Origin of the sequence: Synechococcus sp. CCY 0621, assembly GCF_019038465.1 — a bacterium.
In the GTDB taxonomy this organism is placed as follows: domain Bacteria; phylum Cyanobacteriota; class Cyanobacteriia; order PCC-6307; family Cyanobiaceae; genus Cyanobium.
In genome coordinates this window covers 44147-70376 of sequence record NZ_JAFKRH010000031.1, presented here as the reverse complement: position 1 = coordinate 70376, position 26230 = coordinate 44147, and the positions used below count along the sequence as shown (strand labels likewise).

The window sequence follows — 26230 nt, the reverse complement described above, 5'->3', positions numbered from 1 at the left end:
ACGGCGGCGGTGGCAGCTTAGGAAGGGGATTCCGCTTCAGCCGGCAACAGGCTGCGGATGAACACCAGGAACAGCCCCAGGCCGATGAAGGCGAAGGTGAAGGTGGCCAGGAAGCACATCCCCACCATCAGGGTCTTCATCGCCGTGGCAATGCTCTGGGCGAAGGCCGAATCGAAGTGGGGCGGATGGGTCACGTACCAGCCCACCACCCGCTGGCTGACGCCCAGGCTCAGCCAGGCCAGCAGGCCACTGGTGAGGGCACCGGACAGGAAGCTCAGCGGTCCCTTGCGCGGCGGCGGGGTGGGTTGTTCGTCCGTCATGGTGGGGATCCATCCGTCACCAGGCTGACACCGGACCCGCCGCAACGGCAGCACCAGGAGGCCAAACCGAGGGCGCCTAGCTCCCCCGCCAGGGCGCTCCTGGCCGCCTCGGCTGCGGCCAGGTCGGGGTAGAGGGCATAGAGGCTCGGTCCGGAACCGCTCATCGCCACGGCCAGAGCCTGCGGTCCGCGGCGCAGCAGATCAAGGCCCGCGCGGACGCTCTCCACCTCCGGCGCCACCACCGACTGGAGGTCGTTGCGCAACGGTGGCAGGGGGCCAGGCTCGGCCAGGGCGGCCAGCAGCGGGCCTTGGCGCAGGGCCTGGCGCCGCTGCTCGAAGTCCGCCTCGCTCTCCAGGTAGAAGTCGCCACGCAGCTCCCGGCAGCGGCCATAGGCCCAGGGGGTGGACACGCTGGCCTGCGGGTGCTTGAGCAGCAGCACTGCCCGCTGCGCCACCTGCTGCCGCGGCACGGGCTCCAGCCTCTCCCCACGGCCGAAGCAGAGCTGGGTGCCGCCCTCCAGGCAGAAGGGCATGTCGGATCCCAACTCGGCCGCCAGTCCATGGAGCCGCTCGGTGCCCAGCCCCAGACCCCAGAGGGCATCCAGACCCACCAAGGTGGCGGCTCCATCGCTTGAGCCGCCCGCCAGGCCGGCGCCGATGGGGATGCGCTTGTCCAGTGTGATCTCCACCCCCAGCTCCGGCAGGCCGACCCGGGAGCGCAGCATTTCCGCCGCCCTGACGATCAGGTTGGTGCCGTCGGTGGGCAGATCCGCGTTGTCGCAGCGCAGCCGGATCGTGGCGTCGGCGCTTGAGCGCAGCACCAGGGTGTCGGCCAGGTCAATGCTCTGCATCACCATCGCCAGCTCGTGGTAACCATCGGGCCGTAGCCCCAGCACCTCGAGATGCAGGTTGATCTTGGCGGGGGCCGAAACGATCAGATCGGGCATGGGGCTGGGCGGACGTCCCTGCAGAAACGCGGAGTGCAGGCCTGATTCAAGCGGAGCACCCGGCAGGCGCTGGGAGGCCCTCGACCATGGCGTGGGTCCGGCCAGAGCAATCAGAATGGTGGAAACGTCAGGGTGCACAGATGAAAGCCAGCCATGGCAACACCTTTCGAGCAACCTTCGGCGCTGTCGTGTTGTTCAGTCTGCTGCTGCAGACCTCTGCAGCCCTTGGGGCCGACCCGATGTCTGGACGAACCGTGGACATCCTCTGGAGGGCCCCAGGGCGTCAATCCATCGCCATCCAGAAGGAACTTGCCTTCGATGGCCGTGTGACGCCGGAGGGTCCATCCCAAGCCGACGTCCGATCACCGGCCCTGATCTACGTCCTCGTGGGCATCGTGAGCGTCGATCTGCTGGTGAAGACCTTGATGACCGCCTACAAGGAGGTGCGCTACGGCGGCATCGTTGTTCGTCGTGGAGCCGATGGCAGGTTGGAGATCCAGAACGACAAGCGCCTGGAAGGAGGAACGATTCTCATCGATCAGGGAAAGGCGAAGGAGGTGCGGATCTTCCGAGCCGGTGAAAAGCCCGGTTCCGGGGAGTTGCTTGAGGCGATCACCCCCCTGCTGCGATGACCACCAGCCGCCCCCCGGCCCTTGTGCAGCTGGCGTGCGCCCTTTGCTTTGGGTGGGGGTGCGTCACGAGCTCATCGGCTCAGGATGGATTGCAGGTCACCGACCCCAGAGGCACGGTCCTGTTCCGCTACGGGGGCAGCCACGCTCTGGTCATCTGGGCAGGCGATTACAAAGATCCTTTCTGGAAGAAACTCAACAATCTGCGGCATGAAGCCGCCGATGTCGCCGCAGCGCTGAATCGCCAGGGGTTTGAGGTTGATGTCGTTGCTAATCCAGGCTCATTGAAGCTGAAGCAGTCCATCGAAGACTTCGTGAAGCGGTTTGGCTATCGCCCAGATCATCGTTTGGTGATCTACTTCGCTGGTCACGGCTGGACCCGCAACAATGACCTCGGCTATCTCGTGCCAGTGGATGCTCCAGCCGCCGCTCGTCAAGACAGTGATCTTGAGTTTGCGAGGTCTGCCCTCAGCATGGAGCAGATCATGTCATGGGCAAAGCAGATGGAGGCCAAGCACGTACTTTTCATTTTCGACAGCTGTTTTTCCGGTGCCATCTTCAAGGTGCGATCAGCCTCTCCTGTACCCACCTACCTGCAACGAAAGATGAATTTACCGGTCAGACAGTTTCTTACTGCCGGTGATGTCAATGAGGTGGTCCCTGCGACAAGTTTATTCACCCCACTGCTCATACGAGCCCTGGATGGTGCGGCAGATATCAACCGCGATGGCTACATCACTGGTTCTGAACTGGGCGAGTATCTTCCCCAGCAGATGGCCAACTACAGCACGGCTCAGAATCCCCAATACGGAAAGATTCGTGATCCTCGCCTGGATGAAGGCGACATCGTGTTCCGAGTCGTCGGGGCCTCTGGCGGCAGCCTCCAGCCCCTCCACCCACGCTCACCGCCTTCGGCCTCACCACCTCCCCAGGCGACGGCTCCGCCAGGGGGAAGTCGGATCGAAAACCTGCCGATGCCCCGGCAGCCCGAGCCCGCCTTCACCGTGCCTCAGCCGTCCGTGCCGCTGGGGAAGCCAACCCTGATCAGCACCGAATCGATCCGCAATCGTGGCGATGCCCTCCGGTTGGCGCTGGATCAGGTGCCCCTCGGCGCAACGGTGACGGACTCCCGATGCACCGAGATTTCCGTGGTCGGCAATACCCGCTACCGCTGCAGCGTCTGGTACACCCCCCCCTCTCCCTGAGCGACGTCGCGCACGAGCATCAGGGCGCTGGCCAGGGCCATCCAGCGATCGGGACCGAGCTCCTGGGGCCGCTGCTGCAGGTCCACACCGGCGGCGGCGGCCAGCTCCAGCAGTTGCGGCGCCGGCAGCAGGCCCGCCAGGCTGGTGCGCAGCATCTTGCGCCGCCCGGCGAAGCAGCGCCGCAGCAGGCTCTCCACTGCCAGGGCCTGGTCCAGTGGAGGCAGGTCCGCCGCCGCCACCGGCTCGATCACGATCACCTCCGAAGTGACCTTCGGTGGCGGGGAGAAGCAGCGGGGCGGCACCGTGCAGACGCTGCTGCAGCGGGCCAGCAACTGCATGCGCACGCTGAGGGCCGAGAAGGCGCTGCTGCCCGGCCGGGCCCGGATGCGCTGGCCCACCTCCTGCTGCACCAGCAGCACCAGCCGCTCGAAGCGGCAGGGGGCCGGCCGGCCGAGGCGGCCCACCAGCACCTCCAGCAATGGACCGGTGATGTTGTAGGGGATATTGGCGACCACCTTGGTGGGGATGGGCCGTTCGGGGCAGGGCAGGGCCAGTTCAAGCACGTCACCCTCGATCAGGCTGAAGCGCCCGTCGCCGCCGAACCGCTGCCGCAGGCCCACCACCAGGTCCCGGTCCAGCTCCACGGCCAGCAGGGACGCCGCCGGCGAGGCCAGCAACCGTTCGGTCAGGGCGCCCCGCCCCGGGCCCACCTCCAGGACATGGTCGGCACCGTGAAGATCGGCGGCCGCCACGATGCGATCGAGGATCTGGGGATCGGTGAGCCAGTGCTGGCCGAAGCGCTTGCGGGCCCGGTGGCCGCTGAAGGTCATGGAGGCGCCGGCAGGTCTCCCCAGATTGCAGGGCCGTCGGGCCTGGCTAGAGATGGAGCAGTGTTCCTCCGTCCGCCATGGCCCATGGTTTCCGCCTGACCGGTGCCCTGCTGGCCGGTGTCCTTGCGCTGCTGGCAGGCGCCGCCCGGGCCGGCAGCGTCACCGCCGAATCGATCTTCGACCGTCAGGCCACCCGCCAGCAGGCCAGGAGCCAGGTGCCCAAGGGGGCCACGATCACCCGCACGGTCTGCGAGGACCTGGAGGTGGGCATGGACAACACCCGCTACCGCTGCACGGTCTTCTACACAACAGCCCCGGCCAAGCCAGTTCCAGCCACAACGGCCCCTGCCACCAGCCAGCCCTGAGCCGGGGCACCCGGCCCGCACACCCTTAATCGCCCAGCCGGATCCAGCGCACCGGACCCGGCGAGGGCGGCAGGGGCACCAGGGCCGCCACCTGCTCCACCGGCGTCCGCGCCCAGTGGGGATGGGCCGCCAGCCAGCAGTCCCAGGCCCGCTCCAGCCGCTGGCGCTTCGGCCGCCGCAGGGCGCCCATTCCCCAGCCGTCCAAGCTGCCGCTGCGGCGCCCCTTCACCTCCACCAGCAGCAGCCGTCCCGGCTTGTGGAGCACCAGATCCAGCTCCCCCCACCGGCAGCGCCAGTTGCGCGCCAGCAGCTGCCATCCCTGGAGCCGCAACAGCCGCAGCACCCGCTGCTCAGCCCAGGCTCCCTGACGCTGGGCGGGGCTGGGGGGCATGGCGGCAAGCAGCTGCTGCTGCAGGGTTCCCGGCGACGGTCAAGCCAGCGAGCGGCGCACCAGGGGTCGATGGGGCTCAGTAGTACCGGCGGGGGTTCTGGCTGATGGCCAGCTGCACCTCGACCAGGAACAGCAGCAGGCCCACGATCATGGCGCCCATGGCCGCCACGAACAGGGGCACGACGATGGCGGTGACATCGAGGGCCGCCACGGCACTGATGAACAGCACCGCCACCACGGCCGCCACCAGCAGGGCGGTGACGGTGACCGCCAAAATCGCCCGGTTGATCAGGAAGGTGCGGCGCCGCTGCACCGCCAGCACCTGCTCCAGCCGGTCGCCGTCCTCAGGATCGGGTTCCTCCTTCGCCCGGCTCTGGGCCAGGGCCTCCTGAATGACGCGGGTGCGGTCGATGATCCGGGCCAACCGGGAGCTGAACAGGCTCAGCAGCCCGGTGACGCCGGTGAACAGGAACACCGGCGCCACCGACAGCTGGATCGCCTTGGAGAGGCCGGCCACGGAGCGCCCATCCCCCACGTCCACGGACAGCAGCAGCGGGACCATCCAGTGCATCCTGACGGGACCGCTCAGGCCTCTGCAGCGATCTGGCTCTGGAGCAGGGCCTCCAGCTCCAGATCGGAAAGGGGTGCCGACAGCTGGTAGCCCTGGCCATGGCGGCAACCGAGGGTGAGCAGCATCTGCCGCTGCCGGGAGCGTTCCACCCCCTCCACCACCACCATGATTCCGGTGGCGTCGCTGAGCCGGATCACGGCGCTGAGCATCGCCTGCTGCAGCTGGTCGTAGTCGATCGCGGAGATCAGGCTCCTGTCGATCTTGACCTCGCTGAACGGCAACTCGGTGAGGCGCTGCAACCCCGAATAGCCGGTACCGAAATCATCCATGGCCAGCTCAAATCCCTGGCGCCGGAGGTCCCGCAGCTGGTTGGCGACGTGGTTCGACATCTCCAGGATGCTGCCTTCGGTGAGCTCCAGCACGATGCGACCGGGGGTCAGCTGGTGGCGTTCCAGGGCCATCAGCAGGTCGCTGCTCCAGGTGGGGTCCTGCACCTGCAGCGGCGAGACGTTGACGCAGATCTTGGCCAGCTGCAGTCCGGCCCCATCCCAGCGGTGCAGGGTCTCGAACGCCCGCTCCATCACCCAGCGCCCCAGGGACGAGATCTGGGCCGTGGCCTCGGCCACGTCGATGAAATCGGCGGGGGACTGGCGGCCCAGCACCGGATCATCCCAGCGGCAGAGCACCTCGGCGGCGATCACCCGGCCGGATTCCAGCTCTATGATCGGCTGATAGGCCAGTTCCAGCTGCTCCTGCTCGATCGCCAGGGCCAGGGGACGGGCCAGCAGTTCCTGCAACTGGACGGATCGCTCCACCGGCGAGGCGATGCAGCAGCTGGGGAACGGCTGGCGATGGGTCTCCTCCAGCGCCCGGGTGGCGGCCTCCAGCAGCACGGCGAACTCGTTGCCGTCGTCAGGGGCGCGGCTGATGCCCACGTTCAGCGAGGGCTCGATGACGTGCTCCAGCACCGTGGTGGGTGCCTCCAGGCTGGAGAGCAGCGCACCGGCCATGTCCCGCACGGCGTCGATGCCCAGCGCGCCCGGCAGCAGGGCCAGCAGGCGGTCGCCCCCCTGGCGGGAGAAGAAGCCACCGGCCGGAAGGGCCGCCTCCAGCCGGTGGGCGATCTCCTCGATCAGGGCCTCGCAGGCGGCGATGCCCAACCGGCCCCGCACCAGGTCGAGTTGCAGCACCTGCAGATGCAGCAGCACGGCGCCATCCGCGTAACGGGCCGTAACCAGTTCATCCAGGTCAGCCAGGGCCACCCGCCGGTCGAGCAGCTCCAGCAGGCACCAGACCGCTTCCGTCCCGCCGCTGGCCGGCAGGCGGCTCAGGGACAGGGGAATCGCCCCATCCGCCACCGGGGAGCCGGCCAGTTCGCTGCTCAGGCTGGCCACGGCACCCTGCAGCAACGGCGTCACATCAGCGGCGCAGAGCCCCTGCAGCCCCCGCTGGCACAACGCCTGCAGGTCCAGCCCCGAACGCCGGCAGAACGCCCCATTGGCCGCCTGGATCTCGCCCAGGCCATCCGCCAGGGCCGCCGGCCGCTCGATCCTCTCCAACAGGGCCTCGAACGCTTCGGTCCCTGATCGCTGGGAATCTCTGGGTTGGAAGTCCCTGGGCTGCAAGTCCTTGGGCTGGAGGTCCTGGGCCATCCACGGATTCGGAGAGCGAACGGGCCGGAGATCCAGACCCTCACCACGCTAGTCGCCCTGTCCCCATCGGCATCGTTCCGCGGGCCGCGGAGTGGTGAGAACCCTTTGCCTAGGCTGCACTCCTTCGCTCCATCCCCGATGGCGAGCCCCTTCGTCCCGCCCCGGTCCCTGACCCTGCTGCTGTCCCTGTTGCTGGGCAGCCTGCTGCTGCTGGCCGGCCCCCTCCCTGTGGCGGCGGCGATGGACTATGCCAAGCAGGTGCTGATCGGGGCCGATTTCCACGGCGCCGACCTGCGCGGCGTCACCTTCAACCTCACCAACCTGCGCGACGCCGATCTCTCCGGGGCCGACCTGCGCGGCGCCAGCCTGTTCGGCGCCAAGCTCCAGGACGCCGACCTCAGCGGCAGCGATCTGCGGGACGCCACCCTCGATTCGGCCGTGTTCGAGGGCACCGACCTGCGCAACGCCCGCCTCGACGACGCCTTCGCCTTCAACACCAAATTCCGCGGTGTGTTCATCGACGGCGCCGACTTCACCAACGTGCCCCTGCGCGGCGATGCCCTCACCACCCTCTGCGCCGCCGCCAGCGGCACCAACCCCGTCAGCGGTCGGCTCACCCGCGACACACTGAACTGCAGCTGACCCCGCCCCGATGAGCTTCGATGCCCGCAGCCGTGAACGGCTGGAGGCCCTCGGCCGCCAGCTGCCCAGCAAGCTTCCCGCTCCGCCCCCACCCACCCCGACGACCGGCGATGCGGCCCCGGGCAGCCGGGCGGTCGACCGCCGCCATCCCGTCGAAACCGAGCAGGACCCCGAGAAGCTGTTCCGCGGGCTGATGGACGTCAGCGCCGACGGCAGCGTGCCGCCCCACCTGCTGGAGCGGCTGCGGCAACTGGAGGTGCCTCCCCCCACCAGCACCCCCGCCGGCAGCAGCCAGCCTCCTGCCCACACCGGCCGCCGCCGCACCCAGACCCCCCGGAGCGGAGGAAACAGCCGCCCCGCAGCCGCCGATCCCGAGCTGGACCTCTACACCGCCTTCCAGCAGTTGCTGCTCGAAGACGACGACTGACCAGTACAAGCATACTAAGGTGAAGGCCGTCGCCCGGGGCCGGGATGGGGGTCGACCTCAACGAACAGCTGAACCTCCACCCCGGCCGCACCCTGCTGCTGCGCGTCTGCGGCGACTCGATGCTCGGTGCCGGTATCCGCCACGGCGACCTGCTCGTCGTGGACCGGGAGGCCACACCCCGATCGGGCCGCATCGTGGTGGCCCTGCTGGAGGGGGGATTCACCCTCAAGCGCCTGGTGCGCCGGGGGGCGCACTGGTGGCTGGAGCCCGCCAACCCCGCCTACCCGCCCCTGGCCCTCGGTGGCAACGACGACGACCGGCTCTGGGGCGTGGCCGTGCACGTGATCCGTTCGCTGCCGGGGGGCCGATGAGCCAGGCCACCGTCCTGGTCGACGGCAACAACTTCTACGCCTCCTGCGAAGCGGCCCTCGACCCCTCCGTGATCGGAAAGCCCCTGGTGGTGCTCTCCAACAACGACGGTTGCATCGTCTCCCGCAGCGCCGAGGCCCGCGCCATGGGCATTCCCATGGGCACCCCCTGGTTTCAGGTGCGCCACGACCTGGAACGCCGCGGTGTGATCGTGCGCAGTTCCAACTACGGCCTCTACGCCGACATGAGCCAGCGGCTGATGGCCAGCCTCGAAGCCTGGGTGGAGGAGCTGGAGATCTATTCCATCGACGAGGCCTTCGGTCGCCTGCACCGCCCCCCCGGCGACGGCGACCTCTCCGCCTGGGGAAAAGACCTGCGCCGGCAGGTGCGCCGCCAGCTGGGCCTGCCGGTGGCGGTGGGCATCGCCCCCACCAAGGTGCTGGCCAAGATCGCCAACCGCATCGCCAAACGCGACCTCTCCCATGGCGGCGTGTTCGACCTGGGCCAGGTCGGGGATCCGGGCCCCTGGCTGGAGGCCATCGCCATCGAGGACGTCTGGGGCATCGGCCGCAAGCTGTCCCGCTGGTGCCGGTTGCGGGGCATCAGCCAGGCCCGGGCCCTGCGCGACATGCCGAGCGGCGAACTGCGGCACCGCTGTGGCGTCGTGGGCGTGCGCCTGCAGCAGGAGCTGCGCGGCCACAGCTGCCTGCCCCTGGTGGCCGTACCGCCGGCGAAGCAGGAAACCTGCGTCAGCCGCAGTTTCAGCGAACCGGTCACCAGCCTCGAGGGCCTGCGGCAGGCGATCGCCACCTACCTCAGCCGGGCCGGCGAGAAGCTGCGCCGCCAGGGGCAGCGGGCGGGCAGCGTCACGGTGTTCGTGCGCAGCAGCCCCTTCAACGGCACCCGCTTCTACGCCAATGCCGCCACCGTCTCCCTGCTGCTGCCCAGCAACGACACCGCCGTGCTGCTCGCCGCCGCCCTGCCCCTGGCCGAGCGGCTGTTCCGGCCCCATAAGCCGCTGCAGAAGGCGGGGGTGCTGCTGCAGGATCTGCAGCCGGTGGGGCTGCTGCAGCACCACCTGCTGGCTCCGCTGCCACCGGAACAGCAGCAACGGCGCGAAGCCCTGATGGCCACGGTCGACGGCCTCAACCGCCGCTACGGCAGCGGCACCGTGCAGTGGGCGGCCTGCGGCCTGCGGCCCCGCTGGACCATGCGGCGCTCGCGCCTGTCGAGGGCCGCCACCACCCGGCTGAGCGATGTGCCGGTGGTGCGGGCCTGAGGGTCAGAGTCAGGGTCCGTCGAAGAGGCTGGCGATCTGGTTGCGGCCGTTGCCCTTGGCCAGCTCAAGGGCCCGCTCGGCCCGCTGGATCAGGTCGGTGAAGCCGCGATCGGCGGGGGCCAGGACAGTGAGGCCGCCGCTGATGTGCAGACGGAAGTCGGAATGGCTGTAGACGCCGGGCATGTGGGCGACGGCGGTGCGCAGGCCATCCGCCAGGGCCATGGCCTGATCGGGCCCAATGCCCACCAGCAGCAGGGCAAACTCGCCATCCCCCAGGCGGGCGGCGAAGTCCTGCTCCTGGAGGAAGGTGCGCGCCAGCTGGACCACATCGGTGAGCACCTGGTCGCCGGCGAGGTGGCCCCAGCGGTTGTTGATCAGGCGCAGATTGTCGAGATCGAAGAGGAGCAGCGACAGGGGGTGCTGGTCGTGGCGGGCACGCTCAAACTCCCTGGTGCCGATGCTCAGGAAGGCGTGACGGGTGGGCAAGCCGGTGATCGGGCAGAGGTGGGCCAGGCGCCGCAGCTCCAGCTCTCGCATCGCCAGCTGGGCCAGGCGGTGCAACAGTTCGCGATGCTTCGGGCTGAGGTCACGGGGCTCCCGGTCGATGACGCAGAGGGTGCCGAGGTTGTGGCCCTCAGGGGTCTGCAGGGGCGCCCCGGCATAGAAGCGGATGTGGGGATCGGCGAAGACCAGGGGGTTGCTGCGGAAGCGCTCATCGGCGCGGGCATCGGGCACCACCATCACCTCGTCGTGGACGATGGCGTGGGCACAGAAGGCCATTTCACGGGGTGTTTCGCGCACCTCAAGTCCCCGCTTGGCCAGGAACCACTGCCGGTCGGCCTCCACCAGGGAGATCGCCACGATGGGGGTCTGGAAGATGGCCGCGGTCAGATCCAGGATGCGATCGAAGTGCTCGTCACTGTCGGCATCGAGGATGCCGTAGCGCTCCAGCTCACGAAGCCGCTGGTTCTCGTCGGCGGGGACGGGGTAAGCCGGATAGGGAGCCATGGCAAGCCTGCGTCCTTAGAAAATCTAGTCAGATCGGGCGCTGGCAAGCGGAATCCGAACAGAGATCCAGGCCTCAGGCCGCCGGCACCGCGAGGGTTTCCTCGTAGCCGGCGCGGCGGCCGTCATCGAGCTGATTCAGGTAGCGGCGCTCGGCGTAATAGGCCTCCTGGAAACGCAGGGCATCGCCGTTGAGGGCATCGAAGAGCTCGTGGATGCGGGTCTCCATGTCGAGGCCGCTGCCGACCGGCGGGGTGGCGGGCCCTGGCGCGGGCGCCTGGCGCTCCTCCTCCAGCAGCCGGGCGATGCAGTGCTCCAGGGTCTGCAGCCGCTGGCTCGACCAGGCATCAAGCAGGTGACGGCAGCGCCTGAGCACCCGTTGCCGCTCCAGCGACGCCGTGGCGCCCCGCAGCTGCAGCGGCGGGTGGGCCAGGGCGAGCCGCTGCACCTCGCTGGGCTCCAGCAGGGGGGTGAGCCGGCCGAGCAGGGCGCTCTGCTCCACCAGCAGCCGGTCGCCCAGCAGGCGGGGCAGGTCGAGATCGGCCAGATCCAGCCCGGGATCGGAGCCCCGGTTGATGGCCTCGAGCCGACCGGCACCGAGGTTGTCCTCCTCCAGCTCGCCGATGGCGGCCCAGAGCTGGCGGTGGTGCTGGAGGGCGAAGTCATCGAGTTCGCGGCGCCGCAGCTCGGCGCGGATCACACCGCGCCAGGGGGCGCAATGGAGATAGAGGCGCAGGATCTCCGCCTCGGCCCGCTCCCGGTGCCCCACCTCCCCGGGTTGCTCCCATTTCAGCGAGCGGCCGTGCCAGCGCTGGCCCTTGACCTGCTGGCGCAGGTCCTCCTCCAGCTGGATGGCCAGCCGGGCCTGGCCGCCTGAGAGGCGCTCGGCCACCTGCTGCAGGTAATGGCTGCGCACCGCCGACTGGGGCAGCTTGCCCAACAGCTGCACCAGAGCGGAGACGGCCTGCTGGAACTGGTCGGCCCGGGCCAGATCCTTGCCTTCGAACACCTGCTCGATCTGCCAGTCGAGCCAGAGCGGGGCCTGATCGAGCAGGGAGCGGTACTCCCCCGGGCCGTGCTGCTGCAGGAACTCGTCGGGGTCCTTGCCGGCGGGCAGGTGCAGCACCCGCAGCTCCAGCTGGCCCTGCAGCGCCAGTTGCTCCACCTCGCCGATGGCCCGCTGGGCGGCGCGGATGCCCGCCCCATCGCTGTCGAAGTTGAGAATCAGTCGCCGTCCGTCGCAGCAGCGGCACAGCTGGGTGATCTGGCTGGAGCTGAGGGCCGTGCCGAGGGCCGCCACCGCATTGGTGATGCCGGCGGCGTGCAGGGCGATCACATCGAAGTAGCCCTCCACGACCACGGCCCGGTCATCGCGACGGATGGCGTCGGCGGCCCGATCCAGCCCGAACAGGTGCTTGCCCTTCTCGAACACCTCCGTCTCCGGCGAGTTGAGGTACTTCGGTTCGGCCCCATCCAGACCGCGCCCGCCAAAGCCGATCACCCGGCCCTGGCGGTCCCGGATCGGCACCATCACCCGGTCGCGGAAACGGTCATAGAAGCCGCTGCCCCCCTTGCGGGCCACCACCAGACCGGCCGCCTCCAGCAGGTCGGCATCCAGGCCCTCCACCTGCTGCAGGTGCTGCAGCAGGCCATCCCAGCCGGCCGGGGCATAGCCCAGCTGGAAGGCTTCCAGGGTGGTTTCGCTGAGGCCGCGGGTCTGGCGCAGGTAGGTGAGGGCTGGGGCCCCCTCGGGCGCGCGCAGCTGGCTCTGGAACCAGCCCGCCGCCAGGGCCAGCACCCGGTGCAGCCGGTCACGGCGGGAGAGCTGCTGGCGCAACCGCTCCTGCTGAGGGCCATCAAGCGTTTCGACCGGCAACTGGTAGCGGCGCGCCAGATCCAGCACCACCTCGCTGAAGCTGGTGCGCTGCAGCTCCATCAGGAACTTGATGGCGTTGCCGCCGGCCCCGCAGGAAAAGCAGTAATAGAACTGCTTCGCGGGCGACACCGTCATCGACGGTGATTTGTCGTCGTGGAACGGGCAGATCCCGACGAATTCCCGGCCCTTCTTCTTGAGCACCACGTGCTCCCCCACCACATCGACGATGTCGGCCCGCTCCTTGACGGCCTCAATCGTGCGGGGGTGGAGACGGGGAAGACTCAAGGGTGCAGGCTCAAGACAGGGCGGGGCGAGCAGGGTGAAGGAGAGCCAGGGCGTGGGGGCCAGGCGGGACGGAGGGGCCGCCGCGGCGCCGACCCTATCGGTAGTGGTGGACTTGGCGCCATTCTGGGGCCTGACACCACGGATGGAGATCACCGGGTGAACCGAACGCGCCAGCCCCAGCCCGGTGGAGCCCTGCCGGCCGGGGGCTGGATGCTGCTCAGCGCCCTGGCCTTCAGCCTGATGGTGGTGGGGGTGAAGCAGGTGGGCGACCGGCTGCCGATCGCCGAGGTGGTGCTGGCCCGGGCCCTGGTGAGCCTGGTGCTCAGCTACGGCATGGTCCGAAGGCTCGGTGTGGATCCCTGGGGCCGGCGCCGGGGACTGCTACTGCTGCGGGGCCTGGTGGGCAGTGCCGCCCTGTTCTGCGTCTATGCCGCCGTGGTGCACCTGCCCCTGGCCGCCGCCACGGTGCTGCAGTACCTCTACCCCACCTTCACGGCACTGCTGGCCATGGGGCTGGGTTGGCTGGGCGTGCTGCTGGTGGCCCAGCCCACGGCCAGCTCCGCCCTGCCGGTCGCCTGGGTGCTGGTGGCGGTGGCCGGCGCCCTGCTCACCGCCGTGGCCTACGTGAGCGTGCGGAGCCTGGCCGAGAGTGAAGAGCCGGCCGTGATCATTTTCTACTTTCCGCTCGTGGCGCTGCCCATGAGCCTGCCCCTGGTGCTGCTCGATCCGGTGCTGCCGACACCGGCCGAGCTGCTCTGGTTGCTGGGGGTGGGGGTGTTCACCCAGCTGGGTCAGGTGGGACTCACCCGGGCCCTCACCCAGCTGCCGGCGGCCAGGGCCACGGCGATCAGCTACGTGCAGGTGGGATTCGCCGCCCTCTGGGGTTGGTGGATCTTCGGGGAAGCCATTGATCTGCCGACGGCGATCGGGGCGGCCCTGATCCTGATGGCCACGCTGATCTGTCTGGGCCAGCCACTCCTACGATGACGCCGCCAGGTTGGGTTCCCTTGCTGCTGATCCCCCTACCTGGTGTCTTCGATTCCTCGCTGGCCACGATGGTGGCCAGCTTCCGTCAGGTGGCGGAGACGACCCTGATCAGGCCGCCGATGGCGCCTGGCATCGTCCCCCTGCCGCTGATGATGCTGACCATCGGTGGCATCTTTCTAGGCACCCTGGCGATCAGTCGCTTCTCCCTGAAAATCGGGGTGCCGGCGATTCTGGGCGTGCTGCTGTTCGGCCTGCTGATCAATCCTTCCGTCACCCTGTTCAGCCATGACACGATCCTGCGGCTGCAGGTTCTGAGTCTGTCGATCCTGCTGTTCAACGCCGGACTGGAAACCGACATCCGCTCGATTCGCGGCTTCCTCGAATACGGAATCATCCTGGCGGTGGGAGGCGTGATCCTCTCCAGCCTGATGCTGGGGCTGATCATCTGGTTCGTGGCCTCCCCTGATTCGGGCGGCATCCAACTCGGCTTCCGCCAGATGCCCGTGGCCGTGGCGATGCTGATCGCCGCCTGCCTGGGCTCGACCGACGCCGGGGCCACGATGAATGTGCTGCAACTGGTGCAACGGGCGATCCCTGGCAGGCTTTCGGCCCTGGTGCAGTTCGAATCCTCCGTCAACGATCCCACCGGCATCCTGTTTCTGGGACTGGTGATCGGCCTGACGACCCTGGACGGTGCCAGCGGCGGGCAGCAGGTGGTGGTGGAGCAGCTGCAGACGTTCCTGCAGAAGATCGGTTCGGGCCTTCTGATTGGCCTCTGCGTGAGCTACCTGGGGCGCTTCAGCCTCAACCGTCTGGTGCGGGAGTCCAGCCAGTTGCTGATCCTGGGCATCGCCATCGGCCTGATCTCCTATGGGGTGGCGGAGTTGATGGGCGGTTCCGGCTTCATCAGCGCCTACGTGGCGGGCCTGATGCTGCGCAACCACACCTACCGCAACGCACAGATCACACCGGAAGCCCTGCAGCAGACCCTGCTGCCGTTCAACAACATGACCGAAATCACCGTCTTCCTGATCTTCGGCCTGAGCGTCCATCCCCTGGAGCTGCTGCCCGCATTGCCGGAGGGGATCGTCGTCGCCCTCGCCATGATGCTGGTGGCCAGGCCGGCGAGTGTGCTGCTGCTGCAGCGCTTTTCCCCCTTCACTCTGCGGGATTCGCTGCTGGTGTCCTGGTGCGGTCTGCGGGGCGCCGTTCCGCTCGCCCTGAGTTTCGAGATGGTCGACGCCATCCCCAGGGTGCGCGGCATCGACCCGGCCACGGTGCCGTCCCTGGTGCAGAACGCCGGCGGCATCGTCTTCTGTGTCGTGGTGATCAACCTGCTGGTGCAGGGCCTCACCCTTCCCCACGTGGCCCGCTGGCTCAGGCTTTCCGAGGAAGTGGCAGGGGCTCCGTGATCCAGTCCTGGCTGTTGCCGTCGCTGCTGCCGCTGGGGCGGGCCAGGCGCCAGCTTTCCCCCTTGGAGCCCCGCTGCAGGTAGAGCTCGAAGGGACTGTCGACGCGAATGGCATCCCCCGGCAGGCGCCAGTCGAAGCGGCCGCTCAGGTGCAGGCCCCGGCCCTCGCCGATGGCGATGGTCTCCTGCTCCTCGACCCGCACCCGGCTCACCTCGGGCAGGCCGCCGGCTTCCAGGTCGAGGGCACGGGCAATGGCCCCCTGGGTGAGCTGGATCTGCAGGGACAGGGCATCAAGCAGCACGCCCCTGGGGGGCTGGGCGGCTCTGCTGCAGCCCCCCAGCAGCAGCACCAGGGCCAGCAGGGGTGCCAGTACCAGCCTCAGCGGCGACCGGGAGCGGACCGGGGGGCTTGGCAGGAGGGGCAGCATGGGGGCTGACGCACGTCTCACCATGATCGGCTGGCTGCAGGGGCGACTGGCCGAACCATGGCAGCAGGCGAACCGCTGCGGGGCCCTGTTGATCTGCCAGGGGGTGGGTTATGAGGTCCAGTTCACCCTGAAGCAGTGGCAGCGCCTGCCTGGGGTGGGCAGCGATCTGGGCCTGCACGTGCACCACAGCATCCGTGACGACGGTTGGACGCTGTACGGCTTTATCGCCCGCCAGGAACGGGACCTGTTCCGCGAGCTGGTGGCCGTGAGTGGCGTGGGGCCCCAGATGGCCCTGGGCCTGCTCGGCGCCCTGGACGTACCCGAGCTTGTGCGTGCCATCGTCCACGCCGACCTGCGCCGTCTCTGCCTGGCGCCTGGGGTGGGCAAGCGCACGGCCGAGCGCCTTGCGGTGGAGCTGCGGGCGCGCCTGCAGGAGCGCTTTGCCGGCCTGGTGGATCCCCTGGACGAGGAGGAGGTCAGCGGCGTCGAAACACCGGGCGGCCCCACGGCCCCCTGCCGCGAGGAGGTGCAGATCACCCTGGTGGCGCTCGGCTATGAGCCCCTGGAAATCCACCGGGCCCTGCGGGCCGTCGCCGCCGCCGGGATCGATGCCTCCGCTGGCGCCGATGACTGGATCCGCGAAAGCCTGCGCTGGTTGTCCCGCGCCGTGGCCTGAAGGGGCGGCGCCGAAAGGAAGGCCAACGGGCCGCACGTTAAGGTGTTGGTTTGCACCGTTCGGGCTCAGATCCGCCCATGCCGCTCTCCACCACCCAGAAACAGGAACTGATCAATTCCCATCAGGCCCACGGCACCGACACCGGTTCGGTGGAAGTGCAGGTCGCGATGTTGAGCGAGCGGATCCAGCAACTCAGTGGCCACCTGCAGAAGAACATCCACGACTTCTCCTCCCGCCAGGGGCTGCTCAAGATGATCGGTCGCCGCAAGCGCCTGCTCGGCTATCTCCGCGCCCAGAGCGAGACCCGCTACGCCGAACTGATCAAGAAACTCGGCATCCGCGGCTGAGGCACGTCCCATGGCCCGTCGGCCGAAGCCGAAATCCTTCGCGGCACCCGCTGCCGGCGGGCCGCCCGTCAAGGCACCACGGCAGCAGGTGATTCCCGACGCGGTGGCCAACCGCATGGTGCGGCGTATCGCCGTCGCCACGGGCACCCCCACGGTCCTGGGCATGGGCGTGTTCGTGGTCAGTTATCTGCTGGTCAGCCGCGGTGTGGCCGACATTCCCCCCGGCCTCACCCTGGTGGGGTCGGGCGCTTTCTTCCTGCTGGGACTGCTGGGCCTCAGTTACGGGGTGCTCTCCGCCAGCTGGGAGGACGCCCCGGGCAGCCTGCTGGGCCTTGAGCAGATCGGCGTCAACATCCGCCGGGTGCGGAGCTCGGTGCGGGCCATGCGCCAGGGCAGCTCGGGCTCCGGCTCAGGCAGCCCCCAGGGGTGAGCGCAGCCAGGCCCTGAAATCAGCTGAAGCCAGCGTCTCGACGGCCGCGGGCGCATCGGCAACGCAGAACTGGCCGCCCAGACGCACGAAACGCGTTTCGTCCTGGTGCTTCACCAGCGCCACCACCGGCACCCGCACGCCAGCCTCCTCCTGGCCGGGGCGGTGGCGCGTGAGGCATTCACGCAGCCGGTGCTGCACGGCGATGTCGCCGGCCTGCTCCGGCGCCAGCTCCACCATCACCAGCTGCAGGTCCTCGATGCTGCGGCAGTCGTCGACGAGCAGCTGCACCCGGTCGTCGCGGCGGTCGACACCGGCCCAGAGCAGCAGGCGGGCATCCACCATCAGGTGGTCGGCCAAGCGGGCGTAGCTCTTGGGGAACACCACCGCCTCGCAGGAGCCGGTGAGGTCCTCCAGCTGCAGCACGGCCATGCGGTCGCCCTTGCGGGTGGTCACCTGGCGGATCTCGCTCACCATCACCACCACGCTCACCTTGGCCTTATCGGCCATCTCCTCGAGATTGGCCAGGCCGATCGGCGTGAGCAGGCGCACCTGGGAGGCCAGCTGGCGCAAGGGGTGGTCGGAGATGTAGAAGCCGAGCAGCTCCTTCTCCAGCTTCAGCTTCTCGGTGGGGGGGTAGTCGGCCACCGCAGCGGCACGCGGTGGCGCCGGAGCCTCCACGGCAGCGGCGGCCTCGGAGGCGTCCGCACCGCCGCCGAACAGGTCGAACAGGTTGCCCTGGCCGCTGGCCCGGTCACGGGCGCGGGAGCTGGCCCAATCGAGCACCAGATCGAGGTCCGCCATCAGCTGGGCCCGGTTCGCCTTGGGCTCGAGACCATCGAGGGCACCGCAGTGGATCAGGGACTCGATCGCCCGGCGGTTGAGCTGCTGGCCCGGGATCCGGTCGCAGAGATCGGCCAGGTGCAGGAAGGGGCCGCCGCTGGCGCGCGCCTCGATCAGCTGGCGGATGGCGCCATCACCGAGGTTGCGGATGGCCGAGAGACCAAAGAGGATCTTCTTGCCCACGGGGGTGAAGTCGATGCCGGAGGCATTCACGTCCGGCGGCATCACCTCGATGCCCATCGCCTGGCAGTTGGCGATATAGCGCTGCACCTTGTCAGTGGTGCCGGCATTCACCGTGAGCAGGGCCGCCATGTAGGCCACCGGATGGTGGGCCTTGAGGTAGGCGGTCTGGTAGGTGACGGCGCCGTAGGCAGTGGAATGGCTCTTGTTGAAGCAATACTCGGCGAACAGCACCATCTGGTCGAACAGCGCCTCGGCAATGGCGGCGTCCACGCCCCGTTCGCTGGCCCCGCCCACGAACTGGTGGCGATGCTTCTGCATCTCCGACACCTTCTTTTTCCCCATGGCCCGCCGCAGCAGATCGGCTTCACCAAGGGAATAGCCGGCCAGATCCTGGGCGATCCGCATGATCTGCTCCTGGTAGACCATGATCCCGTAGGTCTCCTTGAGGATCGGCTCCAACTTGGCGTGGGCCACATCGATCGCTTCACGGCCGTGCTTGCGATTGATGAACTTGGGGATCAGGCCCGCATCCAGGGGTCCCGGCCGGTAGAGGGCCAGGATCGATGAGATGTCTTCCAGGGAAGAGGGCTTGAGATCGCGGACGATCTGGCGCATGCCGCTGGATTCCAGCTGGAAGATGCCCTCCAGATCGCCACGGGCCAGCAGGGCGTAGGTGCCCGGATCGTTGGCCGGCAGGGCGTCGGGATCGAGCCGTTCCCCTTCGGCCTGGGCCACCAGTTCAATCGTCTTCTCGATCATGGTGAGGTTCTTGAGCCCCAGGAAGTCCATCTTCAGCAGGCCCATCGCTTCGACGTCCTCCATGAAGTACTGGGTGATCACCTGGCCGTCGTTGTTGCGCTGCAGGGGCACCAGTTCATCGAGGGGTTCGGCGGCGATCACCACCCCGGCGGCATGGACACCGAAGGTTTTGTTGGTGCCTTCGATGCGGCGGGCCAGGTCGACCCAGTGGCGCACCTTGGGATCGTTCTCGTACTTGTCGCGGAATTCCGGCACCGGCGATTCGGGGCCGATCATCTCGGCCAGCTTGGCCGGTTTGCCCCGGGCCACGGGGATCAGCTTGGCCAGGCGGTCGGCCTCGCCGTAGGGGATGTCGAGCACCCGGGCCACGTCCTTGAGCACCGCCTTGGAGGTCATGCGGTTGAAGGTGATGATCTGGGCCACCTTGTCCTCGCCGTAGCGGCGGGTGACGTACTCGATCACCTCGCCGCGGCGCTCGATGCAGAAGTCGGTGTCGATGTCAGGCATCGATTTGCGTTCCGGGTTGAGGAAGCGCTCGAACAGCAGGCCGTGCTCCACCGGATCAATGTTGGTGATGCCGAGGGAATAGGCCACCAGCGAACCGGCCGCCGAGCCCCGGCCCGGCCCCACCGGAATGCCCTGTTCCCGGGCGAAGCGGATGTAGTCCCAGACCACCAGGAAGTAGGTGGGGAAGCCCATCTGCTCCATCACCTGGAGCTCGAAGGCCAGCCGCTCGCCGTAGGCCGGGTCGATCGGGGTGTCGTCGGCCAGGGACAGGCGGCGGCGCAGACCCTGGTGGCTCACCTCACTGAGGTAGCTGACCGGGGTGTGGCCCTCGGGGATCGGGAAGCGGGGCATCTGGTAGCGCCCCAGGATGTCGTAGTCCTCCACTTTCTCGGCCACCTTGGCGGTGGTGGCGATGGCGGCGGCGATCACCTCCGGCTCCAGGTGGTCGGCGAAGAGCTGGGCCATCTCGGCCTCGCTCTTGATGTATTCGGTGCCCGTGTAGCGCAGGCGCTTCTCATCGCTGATCAGCTTGCCGGTGAGCACGCACAGCAGGGCGTCGTGGGCCTCGACGTCGTTGCTGGTCAGGTAATGGGCGTCGTTGGTGGCGACCAGGGGAATGCCCAGTTCGGCGCTGATCCGCGCCATCTCCACGTTGACGATGCGGTCCTCGAGGCCGCCGTGGTCCTGGATCTCCAGGTAGAAGTCGTCACCGAACACGTCCCTGTACCAGGCGGCCACGTCCCGGGCCACATCGGGGCGCCCCCGCAGGATCGCCTGGGGGATCTCGCCGCCGAGGCAGGCGGTGGCCACCATCAGGCCCTCGCTGTATTGCTGCAGCAACTGCTTATCGATGCAGGCCCGGGCGAAGATTCCCCGGCCGCGCATGCCGCGCAGGTGGCTGATGCTGGTGAGCTTGACCAGGTTGCGGTAGCCGACAGCGTTGCGGGCCAGCACCACCAGGTGGTAGCGACGCTCCTTCTTCGGCTGGGGATCCTCGATCGAGCCGTTGATGACGTACATCTCGTTGCCGATGATCGGCTTGATGCCCGCCTTGGTGCAGAGCTTCAGCAGCTCGATCGCGCCGTACATCACCCCGTGGTCGGTGAGGGCGAGGGCCGGCATGCCCAGCTCCACGGCCCGCTGCACCATCGCCGGCAGCTGGGAGGCCCCGTCCAGCAGGCTGTAGTCGCTGTGGTTGTGGAGCGGAACGAAAGCCACGGCGTCGGAGGGCAGCGCCACCACATGTTGCGGCTACCTTACCGGGGACACCACCAGATCTGGTGCCCTGGCTACCTGGCCGCCTGGAGATTGGGGCAGGGCATGGCCCACAGGGTCTGGAGCTTGCTGGCCTGGTCGGTGTCGCCCTTGGCCGTGAGCTGGTTCACCGTCAGTTGAATCCGCTCACAGTCGACCTGCTTCTCCAGCTTGGCTCGCTGGGTTCGGAGCTCCTGCAGGTCCCGCTCCGCCTGCTGGCGCCTGGCCTGCTGCTGGCCATCGGCGGCCTGGAGCCGGCTCGCTCCGGCGTCCATCTCCCTGAGCTGCAACTGCAGGGCAGCCTCGCGCTGCGAGGCGGATTCCAGTTCATTCTTGAGCGCGATTTCGCCCTCCATCCGTTGCATGGCCTCCTGGTTGGCCTGATCCTGGGCCGCCTGGGTCTGGGCCTCGGCCTGAAGCCGTTGCTGATGCTGGTTGTTGAGGATGGCGAAACCGGTCACCGCCAACACCACGGCGGTGACCAGAGCCAGCCAATACCGGTTCTGCCGATCCTGGGGACGGCGGTCTTGGGGAAATTGATCTTCTGGATGTTCCATACTTCTCTCTAGTCAGGCCGCAGGGCCACGCAGCGAGAGCCGTGCGGCCGATCCGTGGCCGATGTGATGCAACCGTGTTCATGGAGCCGCAGCCCACCATCCCTGAGCGGGGCTGCCTAGGGCGGTGCCCAGCTGCACCGGCCGGCCTCCAGTGCATCGGAATCATCAACGAACTGGACGATCCTTCCATCGTTGCGGATGTAGTGAAAGTCATCGATCATCGCCCCTTCATGGGTATAGACATAGCGTCCTGACAATCGGGGGGCCGTCGCTTCCATCCATTGGGTTTCGAACTCCGATGGCCTCCCCCCTGCGCCCCTTCTCAGCTCCGTCACCTTCAACAATTTCAACGGGATGGCCCCCTGGCGGCCCTGGTACAGAACGTGGCCGCTGGAATCGTTGGTTGCATCCAGGCCAAGCTGGATTCGAAGCAGTGGCTGCACGCCAATGGATCTCAGGCAGCGGACATTGTCCTGATCCGCCCAGACGGCAGGGGCCGCGACGATCAACCTTGGGTATCCGGCTGCCAGGCGTCCCAGCTGGCGCGGTATTGCGCCGCTGAGGTGTACTGCAGTGGAGCCAGCGCAGCAAACAGCTCCAGCACCTCGCGAATGGCCGTTTCGTCCGCCTCCATGGTCAGCGACACCCGGTCGTGGTAGGCCCTAGGCACGAGCCGTCGGTCTCACCCAGGAAGGCGATGGTGCTGCTCAGGCCACCAGAGCCGCCTCGGGCCTGGTGGCCATCACCGCCGCCGCCCGTTCGTACTGGTGGGCCACCCGCAGCAGCTTGGGCTCCTCCAGCACTCCGGTGATCAGCTGCAGGCCAATCGGCAGGCCCTGGGCATCGAAGCCGCAGGGCACGCTGATGGCCGGCAGGCCGGCCAGGTTGGCGGGGATGGTGAGCAGGTCGGCCAGGTACATGGCCAGGGGATCGCCGGCGTGGGCGCCGCTGGGGAAGGCGGTGGTGGGCGAGGTGGGGGTCAGCAGCACGTCGACGCTCTCGAAGGCGCGGTCGAAATCGCGGCGGATCAGGGTGCGCACCTGCTGGGCCTTGCGGTAGTAGGCATCCACGTAGCCGGCGGAGAGGGCGTAGGTGCCGATCAGGATGCGCCGCTGCACCTCCTCGCCGAAACCCTCGGCCCGGCTGCGGGCGGTCATGGCCGCCAGGCCGTCGCTGCCGGCTTCGGTGGCCGGCGCCCGGTAGCCGTACTTGACGCCGTCGTAGCGGGCCAGGTTGGCGGAGGCCTCCGACGGGGCGATCACGTAGTAGGTGGCGATGCCGTCGTTGAAGCGCGGGCAGCTCACATCCACCAGCTCACAGCCCAAGGCCTCCAGCTGGGCGGCGGCCGCCAGCACCGAGGCCTTCACCTCGGGATCGAGCCCCTCCTGGTCGAAGCATTCCCGGATCAGCCCGACCCGCAGACCCTTGATGGGTGATTCCAGATCGGCGGAGAAATCGGGCACCGGCGCCCTCAGGCAGGTGGCATCGCGGGGGTCCTCCCCGGCGATCACCTGCAGCAGCTCGGCGGCATCGGCCACGCTGCTGCTGAACGGGCCCACCTGGTCGAGGGAGGAGGCGAAGGCCACCAGACCCCAGCGGCTCACCCTGCCGTAGGTGGGCTTGAGACCCACCACACCGCAGAAGCTGGCGGGCTGGCGGATCGAGCCGCCGGTATCGGAGCCCAGCGAACCGATGCACTCACCGGCGGCCACGGCCGCCGCACTGCCGCCGGAGCTGCCCCCGGGCACCCGGTCCGGATTCCAGGGGTTACGGCTGGCGCCGAAGGCGGAGGTCTCGGTGGAGCTGCCCATGGCGAACTCATCGAGGTTGGTCTTGCCCAGCAGAACCGCACCGGCCCTCCAGAGCCGCTCGGTCACCGTCGATTCGTAGGGGGGCACGAAGTTCTCCAGCATGCGGCTGGAGCAGGTCGTGCGGATGCCCTTGGTGCAGAGGTTGTCCTTGATGGCCAGGGGGATGCCCGCCAGGGGGGGCAGCGGCTCACCGGCGGCCCTGGCCGCGTCGATACGGTCGGCATCGGCCCTGGCCCGCTCGCTGGTCACCTCCAGGAAGGCATGCACCGTGGGGTCCACCGCCGCGATACGCGCCAGGTGGCGATCCGTGAGCTCCCGGGCCGACACCTCGCCCCGCCGAAGCTGCTCCCGCCATTCGGCGATGCCCATCCAACCGCTAGCCAGCTGCGATGGACGCTATCAGTCGGCCAGATCGGGAGATTCGGTGAACGGCTCACGGCGGCCGGTGCGCAGGCACTGGTGCTCCAGGGACGCTGGCGACTCCGCCCGCAGATCGTCGAGGAACGCCGGCAGCGCCCGCTCCAGCGTCTGCCTGCGCACAAAGGGGCCGAACCAGTACACCGCGTCGGGGGAGCGGGTCTCCACCCGCGCCCACCAGGCCAGGCCCAGCCCATTGGCGATGCCGCGCGTGGGCCAGAGCAGTGGATTCATACAGGAGGGGGTTGCGAGGTGGCCATTCTGGGGGGCGGTCGGGGCCACCCCCCGCTGGGTTCAGAGGCGGATGTCGCCTTCGAAGCCCGGGCCCGACGCGGGCGGGTAGGGCAGGGTCTCCAGGGAGTCCTCTTGGGCAGTTTCCGCAACAGAGTCCTGGAGCGCTGCCTCCGGCAGACCGCTGGCAGCTGACGCGAGCGGTCCTTCCAGTTCGCTCTCCACAGGAGGTTCCGGCTCGCTCTCGCCCGGGGTTTCCTGGTGCTGCCAGGCGGGTGGCTCGGCCGGCGCTTCGAACGCGGCGGGCTCAGGGGCCTCAGGCAATTCGGGGTCGGGTGGAGCCGGCATCGAGGGGCGCACGATCCTGGGGGCCGGGGCGGTGCCCGTCAGGCCCCGCATCCAGCCGCGACGGGCCACTTCATAGAGCAGCAGCGCCGTGGCCACCGAGGCGTTGAGGCTCGGGGTGGCGCCCCGCAGGGGAATGCGCACCAGCTGGTCGCAGGACCGGCGCGTCAGCAGCGACAGGCCATCGCCTTCCGAACCGGTGACCACCACCAGGGGGCCCTCCAGGTCCACCTCCTCCAGGCTGACCGTGCCCTCCTCCGCCAGTCCCACCACGCGGTAGCCCTCCTGCTTGAGGGCATCGAGGGACCGGTTGAGGTTGACCACCCGGGCCACCGGCAGGTGCTCGAGGGCGCCAGCGGCCACCTTGGCCACCGAGCCGGTGAGGCCGGCGTTGCGGCGCTGGGGCAGCACCATGCCGTGGGCCCCGAGGGCTTCGGCGCTGCGGACGATGGCCCCGAGGTTCTGGGGATCGGTGAGGCCATCCACCGCGATCAGCAGGGGGGCCTCACCAATGCTGCGGCAGCCTTCGATCAGGCTGGTCAGGTCGAGGGTCTCGGCAGCGGCGGGCTGCAGCACGATGCCCTGGTGCACGGCACCACCGGTGAGCTGGCCCAGGCGCGCCCAGGTCACCTCCTCCACCAGCACGCCGGAGGCCTTGGCCTCCCGCAGCAGCTGCAGAAAACGCGGGTTGAAGCGCATTTCGGGCGTGCACCACACCCGATGGATCGGCCGGCCGCTCTCCAGGGTGGCCTGGGTCGTGTGGCGGCCCCAGATCAGGTCGCTGGGAGCGGCGGCGGCAAAGGCGTCCGCGGCGCCGCGGAAATCGACATCGGAGCCGTCGGACTCCGGCCGCTCCGGTCCGCTGCGTCCCTGGAAGGTCCGCGGGGCGCGGTCCGCGTCCCGGAACAGGGCCGGGCCGCGGCGGGCCGGTCCGGTCCGCGACGGGATGGGACGGCCGGTGGTCGGTCGTCCGGCTCCACCACGGCCCGGAACGGGGCGGCCGAAGGAGGGGCGGGCGGGGATGAAGCGGTCACCACCGCGACGCTCGCGGGTAGGCCGTCCGGCACCACCGCGGGAGTCGTCGGGGCGATCGGCCCCTGGGCGGCCCTCGTAGGGGCGGCGGCCGTAGGGGCTGCCGGCCGAACGGTCGGAGCCGCCGGGCCGCTCACCGCCGCGCTCACCCCGTTCTCCGCCACGCTCCCGATCGAAGGGAGGCTTGTCACGGCTGTAGGCCTCTCCAGGGCGCCGGGGGCGGGCGGAGCCGGTACCGCGGCTGATGGGGCGGCCACCGGCCCCGGAGCCGAGGCGGCGGGGTGTGCGGTCGGCACCGGAATCGGGGCGACGGTCAGGACGCCGGTCGGGGCGGCGATCGCCGCGGCGGTCAGGGGAGGGACTCATGGGCTGGCGGAGGGGGGACAGGGTTCGGTCTTCTCGAGATGGTCCAGCAGCTCAGCCAGCCGTCTGGGGTCCTGCAGAAAAAGCCATCCCAGCATCGTCTCAAATCCCGTGGCCTGCCCATAGGCCCTGGGGGCGCCGCGGCGGGGACCCCGTCCCGCCTGGTTACGGCCGCGCAGCACCAGGCGGCGCTCCAGCTCACTCAGCAGGGGATCCAGACGCCGCAGGGCTTCCGCCTGCGCTTCGGCCTGCACCTCCGCCACCACGGCCCGGTGCAGGTCGGCCGCCCGGGCGGGTAGCCGGCAGTGCCTCAGCCGCTGGTGCAGTTCCCAGACCGCATCCCCCAACCAGGCCAGCTGGGCCGTGGCCAGGGGTGTGGCGGGAACCTGGGCGGGTACGGAGGCCAGCCAGTGGCCAGGCCCCTCAGGCGGGGGCGAGGCTGCCAAGGGCGGAGTCCAGATCGGGTTGCAGGTGCAGGAAGGCCTCCAGGCGCACCAGCTTGACGGTCTGGACGACACGGGCGTTGCCGACCACGAGGAACTGGCGGGAGCTCTCGTTGAACAGCTTGGCGAGTTGCACCAGGGCACCGAGTCCGGAGGAGTCGATGAAATCGATGCGGCTGAGGTCGATGACCACAGGGAGGCTGTCCCCCTTGTGCCGTTCGCTGATGAACTCGGTGAACTGCTTGTCGGAGTAGGCGTCCAGTTGGCCCGTGAAACTGAACAGCAGGCACTCTTCCCGCCGTTCGCTGCCCCCTCTCAGGGAGACGGTCAGTCGCTGCAGGTCGGTGATGGCCCCAATCCTCAAGGTGTTGAACGCGCCGAACTGTAGAGACCCCTATCCCGAATGCGGCAACCGC

General features: G+C 68.9%; 30 protein-coding genes. 12 read left to right on the top strand and 18 right to left on the bottom strand.

Annotated features, from left to right (window positions below):
- Window positions 1-17: 17 nt before the first annotated feature.
- Both KUG43_RS09620 and ispE read right to left on the bottom strand, forming a co-directional pair.
- Window positions 18-320: a DUF3082 domain-containing protein gene (locus tag KUG43_RS09620; RefSeq protein WP_216908489.1), complete on the bottom strand. Its 303-nt coding sequence runs from the start codon at window positions 318-320 to the stop codon at window positions 18-20.
- Complete coding sequence (gene ispE / locus KUG43_RS09615; RefSeq protein ID WP_216908487.1) at window positions 317-1267, bottom strand: 4-(cytidine 5'-diphospho)-2-C-methyl-D-erythritol kinase; 951 nt, start codon at window positions 1265-1267, stop codon at window positions 317-319. Before ispE ends, KUG43_RS09620 begins: the two co-directional genes overlap by 4 nt.
- 239 nt (window positions 1268-1506) lie before the next feature.
- On the opposite strand from ispE, the gene KUG43_RS09610 reads away from it, so the two are divergent.
- Both KUG43_RS09610 and KUG43_RS09605 read left to right on the top strand, forming a co-directional pair.
- A complete protein-coding gene (locus KUG43_RS09610; RefSeq protein WP_216908485.1) occupies window positions 1507-1899 on the top strand; it encodes a hypothetical protein in 393 nt (130 codons plus the stop codon).
- An 89-nt stretch (window positions 1900-1988) separates the two neighbouring features.
- Window positions 1989-3101: a caspase family protein gene (locus KUG43_RS09605; protein ID WP_216908483.1), complete on the top strand. Its 1113-nt coding sequence runs from the start codon at window positions 1989-1991 to the stop codon at window positions 3099-3101.
- Here KUG43_RS09605 and rsmA read toward each other — a convergent pair.
- A complete protein-coding gene (rsmA, locus tag KUG43_RS09600; protein WP_216908481.1) occupies window positions 3062-3931 on the bottom strand; it encodes a 16S rRNA (adenine(1518)-N(6)/adenine(1519)-N(6))-dimethyltransferase RsmA in 870 nt (289 codons plus the stop codon). The two genes, KUG43_RS09605 and rsmA, sit on opposite strands and share 40 nt — an antisense overlap.
- Window positions 3932-4008: 77 nt before the next feature.
- Between rsmA and KUG43_RS09595 the strand changes: the two genes are divergently transcribed.
- Window positions 4009-4296 carry a hypothetical protein gene (locus tag KUG43_RS09595; RefSeq protein WP_216908479.1) on the top strand — a complete coding sequence of 96 codons (288 nt, stop codon included), beginning with the start codon at window positions 4009-4011 and terminating at the stop codon, window positions 4294-4296.
- 25 nt (window positions 4297-4321) lie between these two features.
- Here KUG43_RS09595 and KUG43_RS09590 read toward each other — a convergent pair whose 3' ends face one another.
- The 3 genes from KUG43_RS09590 to KUG43_RS09580 form a co-directional block, all read right to left on the bottom strand.
- The gene (locus KUG43_RS09590) at window positions 4322-4687 is read right to left on the bottom strand and encodes a YraN family protein (RefSeq protein WP_216908477.1); all 366 of its coding nucleotides are present in this window, start codon (window positions 4685-4687) and stop codon (window positions 4322-4324) included.
- A gap of 76 nt (window positions 4688-4763) precedes the next feature.
- The gene (locus KUG43_RS09585; RefSeq protein ID WP_216908475.1) at window positions 4764-5258 is read right to left on the bottom strand and encodes a DUF2721 domain-containing protein; all 495 of its coding nucleotides are present in this window, start codon (window positions 5256-5258) and stop codon (window positions 4764-4766) included.
- Window positions 5259-5272: 14 nt separating this feature from the next.
- Window positions 5273-6910 carry a putative bifunctional diguanylate cyclase/phosphodiesterase gene (locus tag KUG43_RS09580; RefSeq protein ID WP_216908473.1) on the bottom strand — a complete coding sequence of 546 codons (1638 nt, stop codon included), beginning with the start codon at window positions 6908-6910 and terminating at the stop codon, window positions 5273-5275.
- Window positions 6911-7048: 138 nt separating this feature from the next.
- Between KUG43_RS09580 and KUG43_RS09575 the strand changes: the two genes are divergently transcribed.
- From KUG43_RS09575 to KUG43_RS09560, 4 genes are read left to right on the top strand one after another with little or no spacing between them, the layout of a single operon-like run.
- A complete protein-coding gene (locus KUG43_RS09575; protein WP_216908471.1) occupies window positions 7049-7552 on the top strand; it encodes a pentapeptide repeat-containing protein in 504 nt (167 codons plus the stop codon).
- 10 nt (window positions 7553-7562) lie between these two features.
- Window positions 7563-7979, top strand: a complete 417-nt coding sequence (locus KUG43_RS09570; RefSeq protein ID WP_216908469.1) for a hypothetical protein — start codon at window positions 7563-7565, stop codon at window positions 7977-7979.
- A gap of 44 nt (window positions 7980-8023) precedes the next feature.
- Window positions 8024-8350, top strand: a complete 327-nt coding sequence (locus KUG43_RS09565; protein ID WP_216908467.1) for a LexA family protein — start codon at window positions 8024-8026, stop codon at window positions 8348-8350.
- A complete protein-coding gene (locus KUG43_RS09560; RefSeq protein WP_216908465.1) occupies window positions 8347-9627 on the top strand; it encodes a Y-family DNA polymerase in 1281 nt (426 codons plus the stop codon). Before KUG43_RS09565 ends, KUG43_RS09560 begins: the two co-directional genes overlap by 4 nt.
- A 9-nt stretch (window positions 9628-9636) precedes the next feature.
- Here the strand turns inward: KUG43_RS09560 and KUG43_RS09555 are convergent, their stop codons facing one another.
- Both KUG43_RS09555 and dnaG read right to left on the bottom strand, forming a co-directional pair.
- Window positions 9637-10635 carry a sensor domain-containing diguanylate cyclase gene (locus tag KUG43_RS09555; protein WP_216908463.1) on the bottom strand — a complete coding sequence of 333 codons (999 nt, stop codon included), beginning with the start codon at window positions 10633-10635 and terminating at the stop codon, window positions 9637-9639.
- Between the two features lie 73 nt (window positions 10636-10708).
- Window positions 10709-12793, bottom strand: coding sequence for a DNA primase (gene dnaG / locus KUG43_RS09550; protein ID WP_216908461.1), 2085 nt, complete (start codon window positions 12791-12793; stop codon window positions 10709-10711).
- A gap of 156 nt (window positions 12794-12949) precedes the next feature.
- Here dnaG and KUG43_RS09545 point away from each other — a divergent pair, with 156 nt between their 5' ends.
- Together KUG43_RS09545 and KUG43_RS09540 are read left to right on the top strand one after the other, a co-directional pair.
- On the top strand, window positions 12950-13780 hold the full coding sequence (locus tag KUG43_RS09545; RefSeq protein ID WP_353617990.1) for a DMT family transporter: 831 nt from the start codon (window positions 12950-12952) through the stop codon (window positions 13778-13780).
- A gap of 20 nt (window positions 13781-13800) precedes the next feature.
- On the top strand, window positions 13801-15192 hold the full coding sequence (locus tag KUG43_RS09540) for a cation:proton antiporter domain-containing protein (RefSeq protein WP_286194598.1): 1392 nt from the start codon (window positions 13801-13803) through the stop codon (window positions 15190-15192).
- Here the strand turns inward: KUG43_RS09540 and KUG43_RS09535 are convergent.
- The gene (locus KUG43_RS09535; RefSeq protein ID WP_216908457.1) at window positions 15158-15619 is read right to left on the bottom strand and encodes a hypothetical protein; all 462 of its coding nucleotides are present in this window, start codon (window positions 15617-15619) and stop codon (window positions 15158-15160) included. The two genes, KUG43_RS09540 and KUG43_RS09535, sit on opposite strands and share 35 nt — an antisense overlap.
- A gap of 22 nt (window positions 15620-15641) precedes the next feature.
- On the opposite strand from KUG43_RS09535, the gene ruvA reads away from it, so the two are divergent.
- The 3 genes from ruvA to KUG43_RS09520 all read left to right on the top strand — a co-directional run bounded on the left by ruvA (window position 15642) and on the right by KUG43_RS09520 (window position 17072).
- On the top strand, window positions 15642-16295 hold the full coding sequence (ruvA, locus tag KUG43_RS09530) for a Holliday junction branch migration protein RuvA (RefSeq protein WP_216908455.1): 654 nt from the start codon (window positions 15642-15644) through the stop codon (window positions 16293-16295).
- Between the two features lie 77 nt (window positions 16296-16372).
- Complete coding sequence (gene rpsO / locus KUG43_RS09525; protein WP_216908453.1) at window positions 16373-16642, top strand: 30S ribosomal protein S15; 270 nt, start codon at window positions 16373-16375, stop codon at window positions 16640-16642.
- A 10-nt stretch (window positions 16643-16652) separates the two neighbouring features.
- Window positions 16653-17072, top strand: coding sequence for a PAM68 family protein (locus KUG43_RS09520; protein ID WP_216908451.1), 420 nt, complete (start codon window positions 16653-16655; stop codon window positions 17070-17072).
- Here the strand turns inward: KUG43_RS09520 and KUG43_RS09515 are convergent.
- The 9 genes from KUG43_RS09515 to KUG43_RS09480 all read right to left on the bottom strand — a co-directional run bounded on the left by KUG43_RS09515 (window position 17052) and on the right by KUG43_RS09480 (window position 26178).
- Window positions 17052-20579, bottom strand: coding sequence for a DNA polymerase III subunit alpha (locus KUG43_RS09515; protein WP_216908449.1), 3528 nt, complete (start codon window positions 20577-20579; stop codon window positions 17052-17054). The two genes, KUG43_RS09520 and KUG43_RS09515, sit on opposite strands and share 21 nt — an antisense overlap.
- Before the next feature lie 71 nt (window positions 20580-20650).
- The gene (locus tag KUG43_RS09510) at window positions 20651-21088 is read right to left on the bottom strand and encodes a hypothetical protein (protein ID WP_216908447.1); all 438 of its coding nucleotides are present in this window, start codon (window positions 21086-21088) and stop codon (window positions 20651-20653) included.
- A 200-nt stretch (window positions 21089-21288) separates the two neighbouring features.
- Window positions 21289-21681, bottom strand: coding sequence for a hypothetical protein (locus tag KUG43_RS09505; RefSeq protein ID WP_216908445.1), 393 nt, complete (start codon window positions 21679-21681; stop codon window positions 21289-21291).
- A complete protein-coding gene (locus tag KUG43_RS17055) occupies window positions 21678-21806 on the bottom strand; it encodes a hypothetical protein (RefSeq protein ID WP_286194597.1) in 129 nt (42 codons plus the stop codon). The genes KUG43_RS09505 and KUG43_RS17055 overlap by 4 nt, the downstream gene beginning before the upstream one ends.
- 73 nt (window positions 21807-21879) lie before the next feature.
- Window positions 21880-23352 (bottom strand): Asp-tRNA(Asn)/Glu-tRNA(Gln) amidotransferase subunit GatA, encoded by a 1473-nt coding sequence (gatA, locus tag KUG43_RS09500; RefSeq protein ID WP_216908443.1) that lies wholly within the window; start codon window positions 23350-23352, stop codon window positions 21880-21882.
- Between the two features lie 30 nt (window positions 23353-23382).
- A complete protein-coding gene (locus KUG43_RS09495; protein WP_216908441.1) occupies window positions 23383-23634 on the bottom strand; it encodes a DUF1816 domain-containing protein in 252 nt (83 codons plus the stop codon).
- Between the two features lie 60 nt (window positions 23635-23694).
- Window positions 23695-25374 (bottom strand): 23S rRNA (guanosine(2251)-2'-O)-methyltransferase RlmB, encoded by a 1680-nt coding sequence (rlmB, locus tag KUG43_RS09490; protein WP_286194596.1) that lies wholly within the window; start codon window positions 25372-25374, stop codon window positions 23695-23697.
- Complete coding sequence (locus KUG43_RS09485; protein WP_216909016.1) at window positions 25371-25778, bottom strand: Mini-ribonuclease 3; 408 nt, start codon at window positions 25776-25778, stop codon at window positions 25371-25373. The genes rlmB and KUG43_RS09485 overlap by 4 nt, the downstream gene beginning before the upstream one ends.
- A 16-nt stretch (window positions 25779-25794) precedes the next feature.
- The gene (locus tag KUG43_RS09480) at window positions 25795-26178 is read right to left on the bottom strand and encodes an STAS domain-containing protein (protein ID WP_216908440.1); all 384 of its coding nucleotides are present in this window, start codon (window positions 26176-26178) and stop codon (window positions 25795-25797) included.
- Window positions 26179-26230 lie beyond the last annotated feature (52 nt).